The 14,966-nt window shown below is 41.2% G+C and carries 14 protein-coding genes; 10 read left to right on the top strand and 4 right to left on the bottom strand.

What is annotated here, in order from left to right:
- Nucleotides 1-108: 108 nt before the first annotated feature.
- Nucleotides 109-2,499 (bottom strand): ABC transporter permease, encoded by a 2,391-nt coding sequence (locus tag BFP97_RS04365; protein ID WP_069841241.1) that lies wholly within the window; start codon nucleotides 2,497-2,499, stop codon nucleotides 109-111.
- A 195-nt stretch (nucleotides 2,500-2,694) separates the two neighbouring features.
- Here BFP97_RS04365 and BFP97_RS04360 point away from each other — a divergent pair, with 195 nt between their 5' ends.
- The 8 genes from BFP97_RS04360 (at nucleotide 2,695) to BFP97_RS04325 (ending at nucleotide 11,812) form a co-directional block, all read left to right on the top strand.
- Nucleotides 2,695-4,074 carry a sigma-54-dependent transcriptional regulator gene (locus BFP97_RS04360; protein WP_069841240.1) on the top strand — a complete coding sequence of 460 codons (1,380 nt, stop codon included), beginning with the start codon at nucleotides 2,695-2,697 and terminating at the stop codon, nucleotides 4,072-4,074.
- Complete coding sequence (locus BFP97_RS04355) at nucleotides 4,064-5,407, top strand: sensor histidine kinase (protein ID WP_069841239.1); 1,344 nt, start codon at nucleotides 4,064-4,066, stop codon at nucleotides 5,405-5,407. Before BFP97_RS04360 ends, BFP97_RS04355 begins: the two co-directional genes overlap by 11 nt.
- Before the next feature lie 72 nt (nucleotides 5,408-5,479).
- A complete protein-coding gene (locus BFP97_RS04350; RefSeq protein ID WP_069841238.1) occupies nucleotides 5,480-8,398 on the top strand; it encodes an FAD-binding and (Fe-S)-binding domain-containing protein in 2,919 nt (972 codons plus the stop codon).
- Nucleotides 8,395-9,147: a molybdate ABC transporter substrate-binding protein gene (gene modA / locus BFP97_RS04345; RefSeq protein WP_069841237.1), complete on the top strand. Its 753-nt coding sequence runs from the start codon at nucleotides 8,395-8,397 to the stop codon at nucleotides 9,145-9,147. Before BFP97_RS04350 ends, modA begins: the two co-directional genes overlap by 4 nt.
- A 177-nt stretch (nucleotides 9,148-9,324) precedes the next feature.
- Nucleotides 9,325-9,813 (top strand): IS200/IS605 family transposase, encoded by a 489-nt coding sequence (tnpA, locus tag BFP97_RS04340; protein WP_317039312.1) that lies wholly within the window; start codon nucleotides 9,325-9,327, stop codon nucleotides 9,811-9,813.
- 57 nt (nucleotides 9,814-9,870) lie between these two features.
- Nucleotides 9,871-10,269 (top strand): molybdopterin-binding protein, encoded by a 399-nt coding sequence (locus BFP97_RS04335; protein WP_069841235.1) that lies wholly within the window; start codon nucleotides 9,871-9,873, stop codon nucleotides 10,267-10,269.
- Nucleotides 10,269-10,940 carry a molybdate ABC transporter permease subunit gene (gene modB / locus BFP97_RS04330; RefSeq protein WP_069841234.1) on the top strand — a complete coding sequence of 224 codons (672 nt, stop codon included), beginning with the start codon at nucleotides 10,269-10,271 and terminating at the stop codon, nucleotides 10,938-10,940. Before BFP97_RS04335 ends, modB begins: the two co-directional genes overlap by 1 nt.
- The gene (locus BFP97_RS04325) at nucleotides 10,937-11,812 is read left to right on the top strand and encodes an ATP-binding cassette domain-containing protein (RefSeq protein ID WP_069841233.1); all 876 of its coding nucleotides are present in this window, start codon (nucleotides 10,937-10,939) and stop codon (nucleotides 11,810-11,812) included. The genes modB and BFP97_RS04325 overlap by 4 nt, the downstream gene beginning before the upstream one ends.
- Here BFP97_RS04325 and BFP97_RS04320 read toward each other — a convergent pair.
- Nucleotides 11,809-12,204: a hypothetical protein gene (locus BFP97_RS04320; protein WP_069841232.1), complete on the bottom strand. Its 396-nt coding sequence runs from the start codon at nucleotides 12,202-12,204 to the stop codon at nucleotides 11,809-11,811. The genes BFP97_RS04325 and BFP97_RS04320 overlap by 4 nt on opposite strands.
- A 108-nt stretch (nucleotides 12,205-12,312) precedes the next feature.
- Complete coding sequence (locus BFP97_RS04315; RefSeq protein WP_069841231.1) at nucleotides 12,313-12,669, bottom strand: DUF6249 domain-containing protein; 357 nt, start codon at nucleotides 12,667-12,669, stop codon at nucleotides 12,313-12,315.
- Nucleotides 12,670-12,818: 149 nt separating this feature from the next.
- Here BFP97_RS04315 and BFP97_RS04310 point away from each other — a divergent pair, with 149 nt between their 5' ends.
- Complete coding sequence (locus tag BFP97_RS04310; protein ID WP_069841230.1) at nucleotides 12,819-13,379, top strand: RNA polymerase sigma factor; 561 nt, start codon at nucleotides 12,819-12,821, stop codon at nucleotides 13,377-13,379.
- Complete coding sequence (locus BFP97_RS04305; protein WP_069841229.1) at nucleotides 13,376-13,774, top strand: hypothetical protein; 399 nt, start codon at nucleotides 13,376-13,378, stop codon at nucleotides 13,772-13,774. The genes BFP97_RS04310 and BFP97_RS04305 overlap by 4 nt, the downstream gene beginning before the upstream one ends.
- Nucleotides 13,775-13,781: 7 nt before the next feature.
- Here BFP97_RS04305 and BFP97_RS04300 read toward each other — a convergent pair whose 3' ends face one another.
- Nucleotides 13,782-14,822: an oxygenase MpaB family protein gene (locus BFP97_RS04300; RefSeq protein WP_069841228.1), complete on the bottom strand. Its 1,041-nt coding sequence runs from the start codon at nucleotides 14,820-14,822 to the stop codon at nucleotides 13,782-13,784.
- Nucleotides 14,823-14,966: the final 144 nt, after the last annotated feature.

The raw sequence follows: 14,966 nt of genomic DNA, 5'->3' as shown, positions 1-14,966 counted from the left end.
CACCGTACCAAACTTAATTACTTGATTTTCAATTGATTGAATAGACTTCCTCTAATGCAATCATCCGTCAGCGAACTGTACCGACCGCCAGCGGACACCTACTCAGAATCAGTCAGTACGCAATGCGTTTATTGGATTTGTCCTAGCGGACTTATAGGATTGGAACATGAGTATACTCCAAACAATTAGTGTTAAGACCAGCAAAGGTGCGACTAACAGAATTCCATTAAGAGTAATATGAAAAGCAAAGTCAGAAAGCCATAAACTCATAAAATGATATACCAATGGAAGTGTTATTATGGCAACAACAACCATCAACTTGGTAACGCCATTATTCATAACCCAAATGATGTGGCCAACACCTGCTCCTAATACTTTTCTAATGCCAATTTCTTTGATTCTCTGCTCGGCCATAAATATGGACAATCCAAATATCCCTAAACCAGCGATGAAAATTGCGAGTAGGCTGAAAATGGAAAAGATATCGGAAAGTCTTTTCTCGCCTTCATACATCTCAGCGAAGTGATCGTCTAAGAACTTATACTCAAAGGGATAATCGATTGAGAAGTCTTCAAAGACCGACTGGACATGATTGACGGCTTCTTTTACATTAGCTCCATTGATCTTAATATAAGCCTGACTAAACCCTTCCTTAGAGGTCATCATTACCATTGGAGCTATCGCTGTTTTGGCAGAACCATAGATAAAATCATCAACAACTCCTGTTATGGGCGCCTGAAAGATTTTCTCTTCAAGTGGATTATCCCAACCAAACTTTTCAGCTGCTGTCTCATTGATCAGCAAGGCATTAGTCACTGCACTCTCGTCCATATCTGCAAAGGATTGTCCAGTATTAACCTTTATACCTAATGTGTTGAGGAAATTTGATTCCACCGACATGTAACTCACAGGTTGACTTTCTTCCATTCCAGCTATACCTGCATAAACAGACATATTCCCCTTGAATACGGAATAAGAAACACCAGTCACAGCGGAAATTGACGCATTAGAGAGCAATCGATCCTTAAATACAGGGTAGCTTTTCTGAAGGTTTGTGTCTCTCATTGAAACACCGATTATCTGATCTTCTTCGATTCCTAAGTCCATGTTTTGCATGTAGCTAAACTGGCTATACACAATGCTGGTGATAGCAATTAAACTAAGGCATACAAAGAATTGGAAGCCGACAAGCACCTTTCTGAAAGCAGCACCTCCTTTACCACCAGACACTCTACCGGTAAGCATTTGAATAGGGCTGAACTTAGAAAGGAAAATAGATGGATATATTCCCGACAAGAAGCTGATCAGCACCGTAAATAGTGCCAGTGTCATGTAGGTTAAGGGTGAGTCGTAAGCTAGAGCCAAATCCTTACCGATAAACCCGTTCAGTGTAGGCAGAGCCATTTCTGTGAAGCAAATTGCGAGTAAAAGAGAGATAAATGCCATTAAGGTGGATTCTAGAAAGAATTGCTTGGCAATTTGCATACGATGCCCTCCAACCGTCTTACGAATTCCAACCTCTTTTGCCCTTTTTGAATGGCGTGCAGTAGCCATATTCATATAGTTAACTATAGCTACGCCAAGAATGATAAAGGCAATAATTAAATAAAGCCGAGCATTAGACTCCTCTCCTTTTCTACCAAAGTAACCCTTATTCAATTCAGAAAAGTAAATCTCTGTCAGCGGGACCAACTTCACTAAATCAGATGGCCTGTGCGGAGCAAGTGCGCTTTGCAGACTCAATTCTACATTTTCGATATCGATAAGATCCGATCTAAGTTTGAGATACACCGGAAATGCCGAAACTGTACCCCAATCCATCACCGACTTGGCATCAGCACCCAGTGCAGCGTTATTTGGTCCAAAAACATGGGCCATAGCCTTGTCTGCATTTTCGAAAGAAATGAGATAATCAAAATCTAGATGCGTGTTATCTGGCAAATTCTCGAAGACTCCACTCACGGTCAAAGCACCAAAATCAACGATCTCAATCGTTTCTGATATTGCCTCTTCCACTGTGCCAAACATTCTAATGGCCACCTCTTCTGAGATTGCCATATGATCACCTGAGGCCAGTACACTTGAAGATGAGCCTGCTAAAAGCCGAATAGAGAAAAAGTCAAACACTGACTCATCGGTATAATAAACTTCGTCAGCCTGATACTTAATTCCTGTTTTCAATTTGATCACACGATTGTTCATTCTGCCAAACCGAATTGCCTCTGTGACTTCAGGAACTGTTTCCTTGAAAAGCGGTGCCATAGGAGCCATTGTCTGATAGGCATAATCACTTCTGCTACTGCTCGTATCGCTTAAATAAACTTGGTAGATAAGATCCTTATCCTCATGATATTGGTCATAGCTGAATTCCTTTCGGACAAATAAACTCAGCAAGATAAAGCAGCTCATACCAATGGATAAACCCAGTAGATTAATGAGGCTGTAAGATTTATTCTTCCAAAAGAATCTGAATGTCGTGGTGATGTAGTTTTTGAGCATAGCCTTAGTTTAATAGATTACTTTCCAATCACTGTACCAAATTTATCATACTGATAATCAACTAATTACATTAAAACAAACACCTATACCTATCCGCACACGAACTTTAGCGTCCGCTGGCGGACGGCTGTATTTGTTTGTATATTATCAACAGATTTTCTTTGTTGAAAACCTTAGGTCAAATACTCAAATCATATGAATTCAGGACGCATACTTATAGTTGATGATAACGAAGACTTGCTCAAGGCAGCAAGAATGTTCCTTAAAAGACACTTCAGCCAGATAGATCTGGAGAAAGATCCGACACTCCTTCCCGATCTTTTAAAAAACCAAAGTTACGATGTCATCCTTTTGGACATGAACTTTACACAAGATGTAAATTCTGGTGCCGAAGGTTTTCACTGGTTAGATCAGATATTAGAAATCGATCCATCGGCAGTTGTCTTATTAATCACCGCCTTCGGTTCTGTAGACCTAGCGGTCAAAGCGATCAAGGCTGGTGCCTCTGACTTTGTCATGAAGCCATGGGAGAACGAGAAGCTACTCGCCACACTTCTCTCTGCTATGAAATTGAAGTCCTCCAAAACGGAGATCCAGCAATTAAAGGATCAACAAGCCGTCCTTACTGCGGATTTAGATGAAAAATTCAAGGATATCATTGGGCAATCACCCAATATGATGCAGGTATTCGATACCATCGATCGTGTGGCAGAAACGGATGCCAATGTTCTGGTATTGGGAGAAAATGGTACTGGGAAAGAGCTGATTGCGCGATCCTTACACCGAAATTCCAAAAGGGCTGACAATCCATTTGTAAGCGTAGACTTAGGTGCAATTACTGAAAGCCTCTTCGAATCGGAACTTTTCGGTCATGTAAAAGGATCATTTACAGATGCTAAGACCGATCGACCTGGAAGATTTGAAGTTGCCAACAGAGGAACTCTATTTCTTGATGAAATTGGTAACCTTTCTCTTCCATTACAAGCCAAGCTATTAACTGCTCTTCAGAATAAAAAAATCACACGTGTCGGCTCTAATCGAGTCATCGATGTGGATATTCGATTAATTTGTGCAACCAACATGCCTTTATATGAGATGGTGCAGAAAGGTGAATTCAGACAAGATTTGCTTTACAGAATTAACACTATTGAACTACGACTTCCTTCTCTGAAGGAGCGGATTGAAGATATTCCCCTACTAGCCAGTCATTACCTGACTCAGTATGCTAAAAAGTACAATAAAGACATCTACAAGTTCAGCGAGGCAGCTATGACGCGGCTGGGTAAATATCATTGGCCAGGCAATGTAAGAGAGCTTCAACATGCTGTTGAACGGGCGGTGATCATGAGTAGAGATAATATTCTTCAACCAGAAGACTTCTTCTTTAATGCTGCGCAACAGCCTAAGGAAAACAGTGGAGAAATTAGCTTGGAGCAGTATAACCTTGAAGATGTCGAGCGCATACTGATTCGTAAAGTCCTTGCCAAACACAACGGAAACGTGACGCATGCTGCACAAGAATTAGGGCTAACCAGGTCATCACTTTATAGAAGATTGGAAAAGTATGGGCTTTAATCGATTTAGGCTTTTTGTCTTAATAAGAGTTATCGTACTGTTTTTGACAGTAGCTGCTTTTGTTTACCTCATATTCTTCGATGAGAAATATGTAACCACAGTGGTTACTGGTTTCCTGATCATCTTCGAGGTCTTCGAACTCTTTAACTATATAGAAAGCACTAATAAAAAGTTGAGGCGATTCTTTGACGCCATTAAATACAATGACTTCAATATGAGTTTCACCCATGACAATAAGCTGGGTAAGACTTTCAAAGAGCTCAATATTGCATTTAAGGAAGTGATTGATGCCATTCTGATTGAAAGGCAAAAGCGTGAAGAGTTCTTTCAAGAATTACAGGTGGTAATAGAGAACATTGCCTCGGGTATAATATCCATAGATAATGATGGACAAATCAAACAGATCAATAACTCTGCTTTTGATCTGCTTGGAATCACCAAACATCGGCATTCAAATCAGTTGAATATAAAAACCAAAGAGATTGCCAGCCTCATTGACCAACTGGATGGTAATCCAAGAGCTACCTATAAAACTCATGATGGACGTGAATTGGCGGTGTTCGAGACCAAATATAAATTGGGTGAGGGTTCGTATCGACTGTTTGCTATACAGGATATCAAGGCCGAATTGCAAGCAAGAGAATTGGAGGCTTGGCAAAACTTGACCAAAGTACTGCGCCATGAGATTATGAATTCAATTGCCCCTATTTCCTCATTGACTTCGACCCTTACGGAAATTATCGGTGAGGATATTGATAAGAAGGACGAACATAACATCATCTCTCATGAAAGCCTTGAAGACATAGAAGAAGGTTTAAAAACCATTTCTGGCCGATCGGATGGTCTTATCAACTTCATCAACGCTTATCGAGATTATACCAACTTACCAGAACCACATCGAGTGGATACCCCAATCAATCAGGTAGTTCAAAACACGGTCAACCTATTAAAGACTGATTTTAAAGAAGGTCAACTCGCAGTTAAAATGCCGAAGACAGAACAAAAATTGATGCTTGATGAGCAGTTAATTGAGCAAGTACTCATCAATCTGATCAAAAATGCCAGAGAGGCAACCGAACATCAGGATAATGGCCTTGTAATGGTAGAGGTGAAAGTTCAAAACCAGAGAACCTCAGTCATTATTCAAGATAATGGTCCCGGTATAGTGGAAGAAGCCCAGCAAAAGATCTTTATGCCTTTCTATTCTACCAAAAATCGAGGTTCAGGCATTGGCTTAAGCCTTTCCAAGCAGATAATGCAACTCCACGATGGTGACATACTCCTAGAAAGTGAGCTTGGAAAGGGATCGAAGTTCGAATTGATCTTTGGCTAATTTCAATCGAAACCATAATTTCTAAAACCTCTGACTTCCAGATTAACAGCAATACTCCTAATTTGCTGACGCATGAGTTTTACAGACTTACAGGCCTCACTTAAAGGCGAACTTTTTACTGACAACACCACTCGGAGACTTTATGCCACGGACGCCTCGGCCTATAGAGAATTACCTGAGGCAGTAGCTGTGCCAAACGGCAAGGAAGACTTGGTAACACTGGTCAATTATGCCAGAGAGAATAACACCTCCCTGATTCCAAGAACTGCAGGAACCAGTCTTGCTGGGCAGGTTGTAGGAAACGGTATCATTGTGGACATCTCGAAGCACTTTAACAAGGTCATAGAAGTCAACGAAAAAGAGGGCTATGCCTGGGTTGAACCTGGTATTATTCGGGATGATCTCAATAAGCACTTGGAGCCCTACGGTTTCTTCTTTGCTCCTGAAACATCTACTGCCAATCGTGCGATGATTGGTGGCATGATTGGCAATAACTCATGTGGCTCTAATTCAGTAGTTTATGGCAGCACAAGGGAACATTTACTCGAAGTAAAAACCATATTAGCAGATGGGACAGAATCTTGGTTTGGGGGCCTAGACAAAGGTGCCTTTTTGGATCGATGTAACGGACTTTCTGTTTCGGGCGAATTGCAGAATATCATCTATTTCGAAACACGCGAAATATTAAAGGATAAGGCCAATCAAAAGGAGATCATAGAGGGCTTTCCAAAGGCCGATATACCAAGAAGAAATACAGGATATGCCTTGGACATGCTGCTCAGACATCAACCCTTTGATGAGCAAGGAGATGACTTCAACTTCTGTAGTCTAATTGCTGGCTCTGAAGGAACATTGTGTCTGGTCACTGCGGCCAAAATTAAGCTCACTCCTCTTCCTCCAAATAACAAACGTCTAGTTTGCATTCACTCCAAAACCATAAACGATAGCCTCAAGGCAAATCTGGTTGCACTCAAATATCAACCATCTGCCTGTGAGCTTATGGATCACTACATCTTGGAAGCTACCAAACGCAATGCCATGTATAATGCGCTAAGGTTCTTTGTAGAAGGTGATCCTCAGGCAATACTAGTAGTCGAATTGAATGGAGATAGTCCGGAAGAAGCCGATCAGAGGGTAACAGACTTGATTGCTGACCTCAAAGGCCAAGGAAGAGGTTATGCATACCCTGTTATCAAAGGCAAGAAGATTAAATCCGTTTGGAACCTAAGAAAAGCGGGGTTAGGCCTATTATCCAATATACCTGGAGATGCTAAGCCTGCCCCAGTCATCGAGGATACGGCTGTTGATGTAACCGATTTACCGGCTTATATCGCTGAGTTCAATGAGATTCTGGAGAAACATGGACTATACTCGGTCCATTATGCGCATGCCGGTTCAGGTGAACTGCATCTCAGACCAATAATCAACCTGAAGACTTCAGAAGGTCAACAACAGTTTAGAACCATTGCCGAAGAAATCGCCACATTGGTGAAAAGGTACAAGGGCTCTTTATCAGGAGAACATGGAGATGGACGCCTTAGAGGAGAATTCCTTTCCCAAATGATCGGAGAACACAATTATGAATTGGTCAAACGTGTCAAAAAGATTTGGGACCCACAAAACATCTTCAATCCAAATAAAATTGTCGACACGCCTCCAATGGATACTTCCTTGAGGTATTCAAAGGATCAGGAGACGCCCGATTTTGAAACGCAATTTGATTTCTCCTCAACAGATGGCATCCTCCGCACAGCAGAGCTTTGTAATGGCTCTGGAGACTGTCGTAAATCAGAATTAAGCGGTGGCACCATGTGTCCCAGTTACATGGCAACACGTGACGAAAAGGATACTACAAGGGCACGGGCGAATATTCTAAGAGAAATTCTAACGAATTCAACTGACAAGAATCCATTTGCCAATGAGGAGATAAAAGAAGTAATGGATCTCTGCCTGTCCTGTAAAGGATGTAGCTCCGAATGCCCGTCTAATGTGGATATGGCTAAACTCAAGGCAGAATGGCAACACCAGTATTATAAGGAAAAAGGGATTCCATGGCGAACTAAACAGATTGCCGCTTTCTCCAAAAACATGAAACTTGCCAGCCTGGCGCCTTGGGCTTATGATTTTGCCTTTGGCAATAAGATCACAGGCAACATGATGAAGTCATTCGTTGGCTTTGCGAAAGAACGGAGTGTCCCCACACTTTCCAGGCAGCCATTATCTAAATGGCTCACAAAGGAATTCAAGCCCAAAGTCACAGACAAGAAGGTCTATATTTTCTGTGATGAATTTACCAATTACAACGATGCTGAAATTGGCAAAAAAGCTATTCTACTACTCGAAAAGCTGGGCTACCAAGTCATTTTCGTTCCTCATGCTGACTCCGGAAGGCCACAACTCTCAAAGGGTCTATTGGCAGAAGCAAAAGAGCTTGCAGAAGCCAACATAGATGTATTCAATGAGCTTCTAACTGCCGCCACACCTCTGATTGGTATTGAGCCTTCTGCGATCCTGACTTTCAGAGATGAATACATCAGCCTTACACGGGGCAAAAAGCAAGAACAAGCCAAACGCATAGCACAACATGTGTTTACCATTGAGGAATTTTTGGCAAACGAGATCGATGCGGGGCGTATCAAATCAGAACAGTTCACGAAAGAACCAAGGTTGATCAAAGTACATGGGCATTGTCATCAAAAGTCCTTGTCTTCCATGGTCCCGACTAAAAAGCTGCTCTCGCTGCCTGAAAACTTCAAAGTTCAGATGATACCTTCCGGGTGTTGTGGTATGGCTGGATCATTCGGTTATGAGAAAGAACATTACGAGGTCTCTATGAAGATTGGCGAGCTAGTACTCTTCCCAACCGTACGAGAACAACCCCAAGATGTAATTATAGCAGCCGCTGGTACCAGTTGCAGACATCAGATCAAAGATGGCACGAGTAGAAAGTCATATCATCCTGTGGAGGTTCTATGGGACAACCTGGTATGAAGAGGCAGTGGACCATATTACTCCTTCTAGTCCTTTGCCTCTCCTGCTCTAATCAGAACTCTAGTAAACTAACCATTGCAGCAGCGGCTAATATGCAATTTGCCGTTGAACAATTGGAAGAAGCATATGAATCCGAAACTGGAGAGGACATTGAGGTAATTCTAGCTTCATCTGGTAAGCTTACTAATCAAATCATCGCTGGTGCCCCCTATGACCTACTCCTTTCTGCCGACAGCCTATACCCTCAAACCCTCCTTCAAGAAGGCTTTGCCTATGACCTACCTGTAACATACGCCTACGGAAAACTGGTATTATGGACTTCAGTAGACTCTTTGCAAGTCGCTTCGGGAGCGATCGGTTTAAAAGAAATGAAGTTCGCTATGGCCAACCCTAAGACCGCTCCTTACGGCAGGGCGACTGTTGAATTTCTGAAGTCTGTCGGAGATTGGGAGTTGTTTCAGGAAAAGCTAGTCTATGGAGAAAGTATTTCACAAGTCAATCAATTCCTATTATCAGGAGCTGCGCCTGCAGGGTTTACATCCAAATCGAGCATCCTATCAGAAGCCTTCAGTGATAAAGGTTCGTGGATTGACGTTCCAACCGGCACATACACACCAATCGCTCAACAAATGGTTATACTTAACGCAAGGTCGGAAATGTTGAACCAGGCAAAGTCATTCTTTGATTTTATCCTTTCGGCAAGAGGTCAGAAAATTTTAGCAGATTTCGGGTATACCCCATATCCTTAATGTCACTCCTACGGAGTTTTGGTATCAATCTATTTTAGAAACCTTAAGACATTAGACTCCTACGGAGTAATTACTCACAGAACTCTGAATTAACTTAACAAAATCACTCTGATAAAATCATAAACATAACAGGCCTCGGAGAGGTCAAATGCCCATAGCTATCATTAAATTCAAGTAGTGCAAAAGCTCCAGAGGAGCGAAATCATGGCCAATACCTACACGCAACTTTACATCCAACTTGTTTTTGCGGTAAAATATCGCGAGAGCTTAATCGATGAAAAGATTCGGATTGATGTTCAAAAATACATTACTGGCATTGTCTCAAATCAGGAGCACAAATTGATGGCTATTTATGTCTTGCCAGATCATTGCCACATTCTTATTGGACTAAACCCCAAACAATCCATTGCCGATCTAGTAAGAACTATAAAATCTAACTCTTCAAAATGGATTAACGAATCAATGTCGCTTAAAAAGCGATTTCAGTGGCAAGAGGGATATGGTGCGTTTACCTACAGTCAAAGTCAAATCCCCTCAGTCATCAGCTATATTTTGAATCAAAAAGAACATCATAGGAAGAAGGGATTCAAAGAAGAGTACTTTGAGTTTCTTAGGAAATTCAATATTGATCATGACGAGAAATATTTGTTCGACTGGATAAGTTGAATCACTGGACTCAGATAATTCCCCAAAGACCATTAGATTTATCTCAATTTAGATCTTTTGAATTCCATCCAAGGCAAAATATCATCAATAGAGACTTCTGGCAGCTTGTCTTTGGTTGGTATTGAAACAGGGGCAATTCACCTTACTTCTATCGTTATTGACACCCCAGACTCACTCCCGCTTCTTAAAATCGGCAATGAAGTTCAGGCCATCTTCAAAGAAACTGAAGTGGCTATTGGTCTTGAAGAAAAACAGAAGATTAGCCTGCAAAACCAACTCCCAGGCACTGTTAAACGTATTGAAGTTTCGGAATTACTGACCAAGGTTGTGATCCAAATTGAGACAAACGAAATCTCTTCAATCATTACCACCAAAGCATTGCAAACTTTGGGCTTGGTAGAAGGAATGTCGGTGACAGCATTGATAAAAACTAACGAAATCATGATCTCCGAATAATGGATTGGGGACCGATCATATTGACCCTAAAGCTGGCCACTGTCACCACAATCCTCCTGATTCTGATTGCCATTCCATTGGCCAATTGGTTAGCGAATACCAAGACCAAGTTCAAACCGGCCTTAGAGGCACTTATCAGCATGCCCCTAGTCTTACCCCCTACCGTTTTGGGGTTCTACTTGCTGATTGCTTTCAGTCCCAATAACGCTTTTGGAGAATGGCTTGATCAATGGCTCGGCTTGCGCTTAATATTCTCTTTTGAAGGTCTAGTCTTTGCCTCAATAATTTACAGCCTTCCATTTATGGTTCATCCTATTCAATCAGGCTTGACCAATCTTCCAAATTCTTTAAAGGAAGCCTCATATGTTCTGGGCAAATCCAAATTTCAAACCCTCACAAAAGTTTTGTTGCCAAACATCAAGCCAGCAATCTTAACAGGTATAGTGTTATCCTTCGCACATACCATGGGCGAATTCGGGGTTGTGTTAATGATCGGAGGCAATATACCCGGACAAACAAAAGTTGCTTCCATTGCCATTTATGACGAAGTAGAATCTCTCAACTATGGCCTCGCCAACCAGTATTCATTAATACTCTTGGGTATTACGTTTCTCATACTGCTGATGGTTTATTCCTTGAACCGAAAAGGCATAAAAGCATTTTGGAAATGATACTCTTAGACCTACATAAGCAACTTAATGCCAATCAGGGCAGTATGGATCTGGAAGTCGAGCTGGATATAGCTCAAGGAAATTTCACGGCCATACAAGGAAAATCAGGGGCGGGTAAGACCTCATTACTGAGAATGATTGTTGGCTTGATGCAACCAGACAAAGGAGTCATAAGTGTTAAGAATCAGCCCTGGTTTGATAGCAAAGAGAAGGTTAATCTCGAGATTCAGAAACGAGGCGTTGGATATGTTTTCCAAGACTACGCGCTCTTTCCGAATATGACCGTCAAAGAGAATTTAGAATTTGCACTGCCCAAAGGTGATTCTGGAAGCATCATCCAGAATTTGGTGGAATTAATGGAGTTAGGAGACCTACAGTCTGTCAAGCCGGAAACACTCTCTGGTGGTCAGAAGCAGCGAGTAGCCTTGGCAAGAGCCCTTGTTCAGCAACCCAAGCTATTGCTACTGGATGAACCGCTTTCGGCTTTGGATGTCGAGATGCGGGGCAGGTTACAGCATCATATCCTCATGCTCCATAATGAGTTCAACCTTACTACACTCATGGTGACGCATGACGATGCTGAAGTTCTCCGCCTGGCCGATACTTTGATTGTCATGGATTCCGGCAAAGTTATTAAACACGGAAAACCCGCAGAGATATTGGGAGGCAGCACAGTCACAGGGAAATTTCAATTCACCGGAGAGATTATAGACATTAAGGCTGAGGGCGTTGTAAGCATCATCACCGTGATGGTTGCCAAAGAGCTTGTAAGGGTAGTTTCAGATGTTGAGGAAGCTACCTCCTTATCAGTTGGCGACAAGGTTTTGGTAGCTTCCAAGGCATTCAATCCGATTATTAGAAAGTTGTCTTAGTTTATTTCACCAAGACCACATGGATCAACAAAGCGGATATCAATATACGTTTGTGGCATGTTTGCAAGTGTTGCAAGACAAACAATACAATCACTATTGTCCTTTTCATCCGCAAAAGTGACAAAGAAAGAAGATTCTGGGTTGTCCGGATAATTATCAGCACAAGGGTTCATAAATGTGCTGAAGGTATTTTGGTGAACATTACCGTCACTATCTGTCCAGGTTTCGAGATTTAGGGCCTGATAGCCATTGACCACCTGTAAAACAGCGTTTCCACAAACGTTAGCTACCACACGGACCTCAATACAGTTAGGAACAACTTCACTTTCATTTTCACAAGAAGAAAAAGAAATAACAACCACTGATAGTATTGTCAAAAAGAATCGCTTCATAAGATTATGTTTAGTTTCAATATCTCTGACAGCGCCTATCTTATTTTGGTTGTAAAAGAAAAGGCCGAAGATTAATCTCTTCGGCCTTCAATGCTTCACGTTAAGGTTTTATACATCCTTATCCATTTCCTTCCTCATAAACATAAAGTATATCAAAAAGCCCAAAGAGGCAGCTGTAATGACAATTCCATAGGCAGCGGTTGAATCGTAATAAATGTCCATTGAGTTAATAATCACAAGACCTATACCACTGAAGAATAGAATCAAGCCCCATTTCAAGGAGCTATAATAACTGTCTTTAGCCCCCTCTTTCAGTAGTTCCATTGCCTCCTCATTGATTAGACCAGCCTCAATCATCTTTCTTCTTAACCTGTAATTTGTGATGCCTTTGATAATACCTATGGTTGTAAATCCAGTAAAGGCAAATGTGATCAAGACGGTTAATACGATATCAAATCCTTCCATTATTTCGAGTTTTTAAATTCCATTTGCCCCATCAGACAGCCAAGTGATTTTCAATGTTGCAGTTTAATAAAAAAAATATCGAACTTATTCTCCACAGTCTTTAGACTGTAGTGCAACATCTCAACACTCAACTTTGTCTAACGACTCATATGGATGATCATTCGCTGGTTAAAAGCGTATTAGGCGGAAACCAACAAGCCTTCGAATTTTTGATTCGGAAGTATGAAAAACTGGTTTTTCATATGATTCACAAGTTGACCAGCGAAGAGGTAATGGTCGAAGAGTTGGCACAGGACGTATTTATGAAGGTTTACGAAAAATTACCTGGCTTTCGATTCGATAGCAAACTATCCACATGGATAGGAACCATAGCTTACAGACATACGATCAACGTACTTAAAAAGACGAGTAAGATGAATTACAAAGCACTGGAAGAAGCTAATGAGGATCAATTCTTTCAAGAAAAGACTACTCCTGCCGATATATTGGAGTCGAGCAGCGTATCTGAATTCGTGCAAAAAAACATTGATAAGCTTCCCTCACATTACCGAAATGTACTTTACCTCTACCATATTGAGGAAATGAGCTATCCCGAAATAGTTGAGATCACAGGAATGCCAGAAGGCACTGTCAAAAACTATCTGTTCAGGGCAAGAAAGCTCCTCAAAGAAGAACTATCTAAATACATGCAAAAGGAGGAATTGCTATGAAAAGACAAAATGGAATCCACGAACAAATTGAATTCGATACTTCTGCTGATCATCAGGATCAAGAGCTTTACCAATTGTTGTTCGACCAGTTGGAAAAGGAGAAGGACATCTCCATTCACCCAGACTTTTCGAGCAATGTGATGAAAAAACTAAAAGAGAAGCACAGGAAAGAGGCGAGGAAGGACAGCATTATGTTTGCCCTTGCAATTATTGGAGTGTTGTTCTTTGGGTTTAGTGCTCTGAAAGTGATCTCTTCTTTTGGAGAATCGAATGCTTTCGTTTCTATCGGGATGCTAATGCCAGTACTTGCATTGGCCGCGCTTCTTGTCACCTTTCAACTGATTGACCATAACCTAGTTCGCAGAAAGAAAATAAAGCGACACTTGGGAATATGAGATAGATCTAAAGTGTGTCTTCTTTTGTTTCTTTAAAGCGAGCAAAGGCTTTGGCATAAGAATCTTGAGAGGCAAAGAAGTAATTCCTGAAGTTCATAAACATCTGATATGGCTTGAAGACCATGCGATCGTAGTTGCTAATTTCCATGCCTAGCTGCCGGGCGACTTTATCGCCTAAAAGATGAATCATAAAAGGTTTGGTTAGGCCATCTAATGGAGAGTCTTTTACGGCTTTTTCGTAATACTTGTACAAAGAATCTGTCAACTGCACCCCTGCTTCTGATGTTCTGAAATGTCTGAATCTAATCTGCTTTTCCAGATAAAAGGCCTCTTTATTGGTTTCAGGGATTAAATCTGGATGAAGCCCTAACAGCAAGCCGATTTTATTCCAATAGTCAATATAATCGAAGGCCTTCTTTGGTTCAATAAACTTTCCAAGCTTCCTCAATCCCCTAATAGCAATCAATGAAAAGGACAAGTTAGTCCCAGCCATATCTTCCTGATTAATCGGTTTACCTTTCTCATCACTATCCCAGTTGCGCGATTGATTGATATACCAGCGAGTGGCAGCATGTAATAGTCTGACCTTTAAAATACTCACCAATGCCTTACCATCGGACTCAAAAGCCTTCTTATTCGTGACATCGAAAACAAAAGAGGCCGTATCCATTAAGCGTCTTGCTGGGTCTTCCAAAATACGTTTTGATTGAACCAGCACCTCAGCACCATAGGCGGCCGTATAGCAGTAGGGCAAACTGAGAAAGCCCAACAAGAGCATAATGTCTGAGGCATACTCATCAAAGAAGTCTTGGCCTTTTGCTAAATCCTCTGATTTGAATGAACTGGAAGTCTCTTGTATGGAATCATAGAGTTCTTTAAGTTCTGCGACAGCATCTTCGGGTAAGACGTCATTATTGTCAGCAAGAGAAGATAGATGTAACTGCAGTAAATCTTTATTTGCCGGAAAGTACTTATCAATCACCTGATCTGCTAAGGGATCTTGAAGTGCACGAAAAGTATCCAGCCTTTTACTCGTGTATAATTCCATAATGGTAGTGTGTGTTAACTAAACCTAGATAATAAAGTTTAGTGTAAAAGCACTAGAATCTGGGTGTATTTTGGTTGCTAAAAAAATGAGCAATGTATTTTATTAAGTATATAAAAGTCTATAAATCAAATAATTAAATTATTT

The sequence above is a fragment of the Roseivirga sp. 4D4 genome (assembly GCF_001747095.1).
GTDB lineage: Bacteria > Bacteroidota > Bacteroidia > Cytophagales > Cyclobacteriaceae > Roseivirga.
Note: the sequence above shows the minus strand (reverse complement) of the source record. Positions and strands in the feature narration are given on the sequence as shown.

Bases quoted from the DNA above. Each gene is read 5' to 3' on its own strand.
- modB (WP_069841234.1), top strand. From the start codon at position 10,269: ATGGATTGGGGACCGATCATATTGACCCTAAAGCTGGCCACTGTCACC.
- modA (WP_069841237.1), top strand. From the start codon at position 8,395: ATGAAGAGGCAGTGGACCATATTACTCCTTCTAGTCCTTTGCCTCTCC.
- BFP97_RS04320 (WP_069841232.1), bottom strand. From the start codon at position 12,204: ATGAAGCGATTCTTTTTGACAATACTATCAGTGGTTGTTATTTCTTTT.
- BFP97_RS04355 (WP_069841239.1), top strand. From the start codon at position 4,064: ATGGGCTTTAATCGATTTAGGCTTTTTGTCTTAATAAGAGTTATCGTA.
- BFP97_RS04315 (WP_069841231.1), bottom strand. From the start codon at position 12,669: ATGGAAGGATTTGATATCGTATTAACCGTCTTGATCACATTTGCCTTT.
- BFP97_RS04365 (WP_069841241.1), bottom strand. From the start codon at position 2,499: ATGCTCAAAAACTACATCACCACGACATTCAGATTCTTTTGGAAGAAT.
- BFP97_RS04305 (WP_069841229.1), top strand. From the start codon at position 13,376: ATGAAAAGACAAAATGGAATCCACGAACAAATTGAATTCGATACTTCT.
- BFP97_RS04350 (WP_069841238.1), top strand. From the start codon at position 5,480: ATGAGTTTTACAGACTTACAGGCCTCACTTAAAGGCGAACTTTTTACT.
- BFP97_RS04310 (WP_069841230.1), top strand. From the start codon at position 12,819: ATGGATGATCATTCGCTGGTTAAAAGCGTATTAGGCGGAAACCAACAA.
- BFP97_RS04325 (WP_069841233.1), top strand. From the start codon at position 10,937: ATGATACTCTTAGACCTACATAAGCAACTTAATGCCAATCAGGGCAGT.
- BFP97_RS04360 (WP_069841240.1), top strand. From the start codon at position 2,695: ATGAATTCAGGACGCATACTTATAGTTGATGATAACGAAGACTTGCTC.
- BFP97_RS04300 (WP_069841228.1), bottom strand. From the start codon at position 14,822: ATGGAATTATACACGAGTAAAAGGCTGGATACTTTTCGTGCACTTCAA.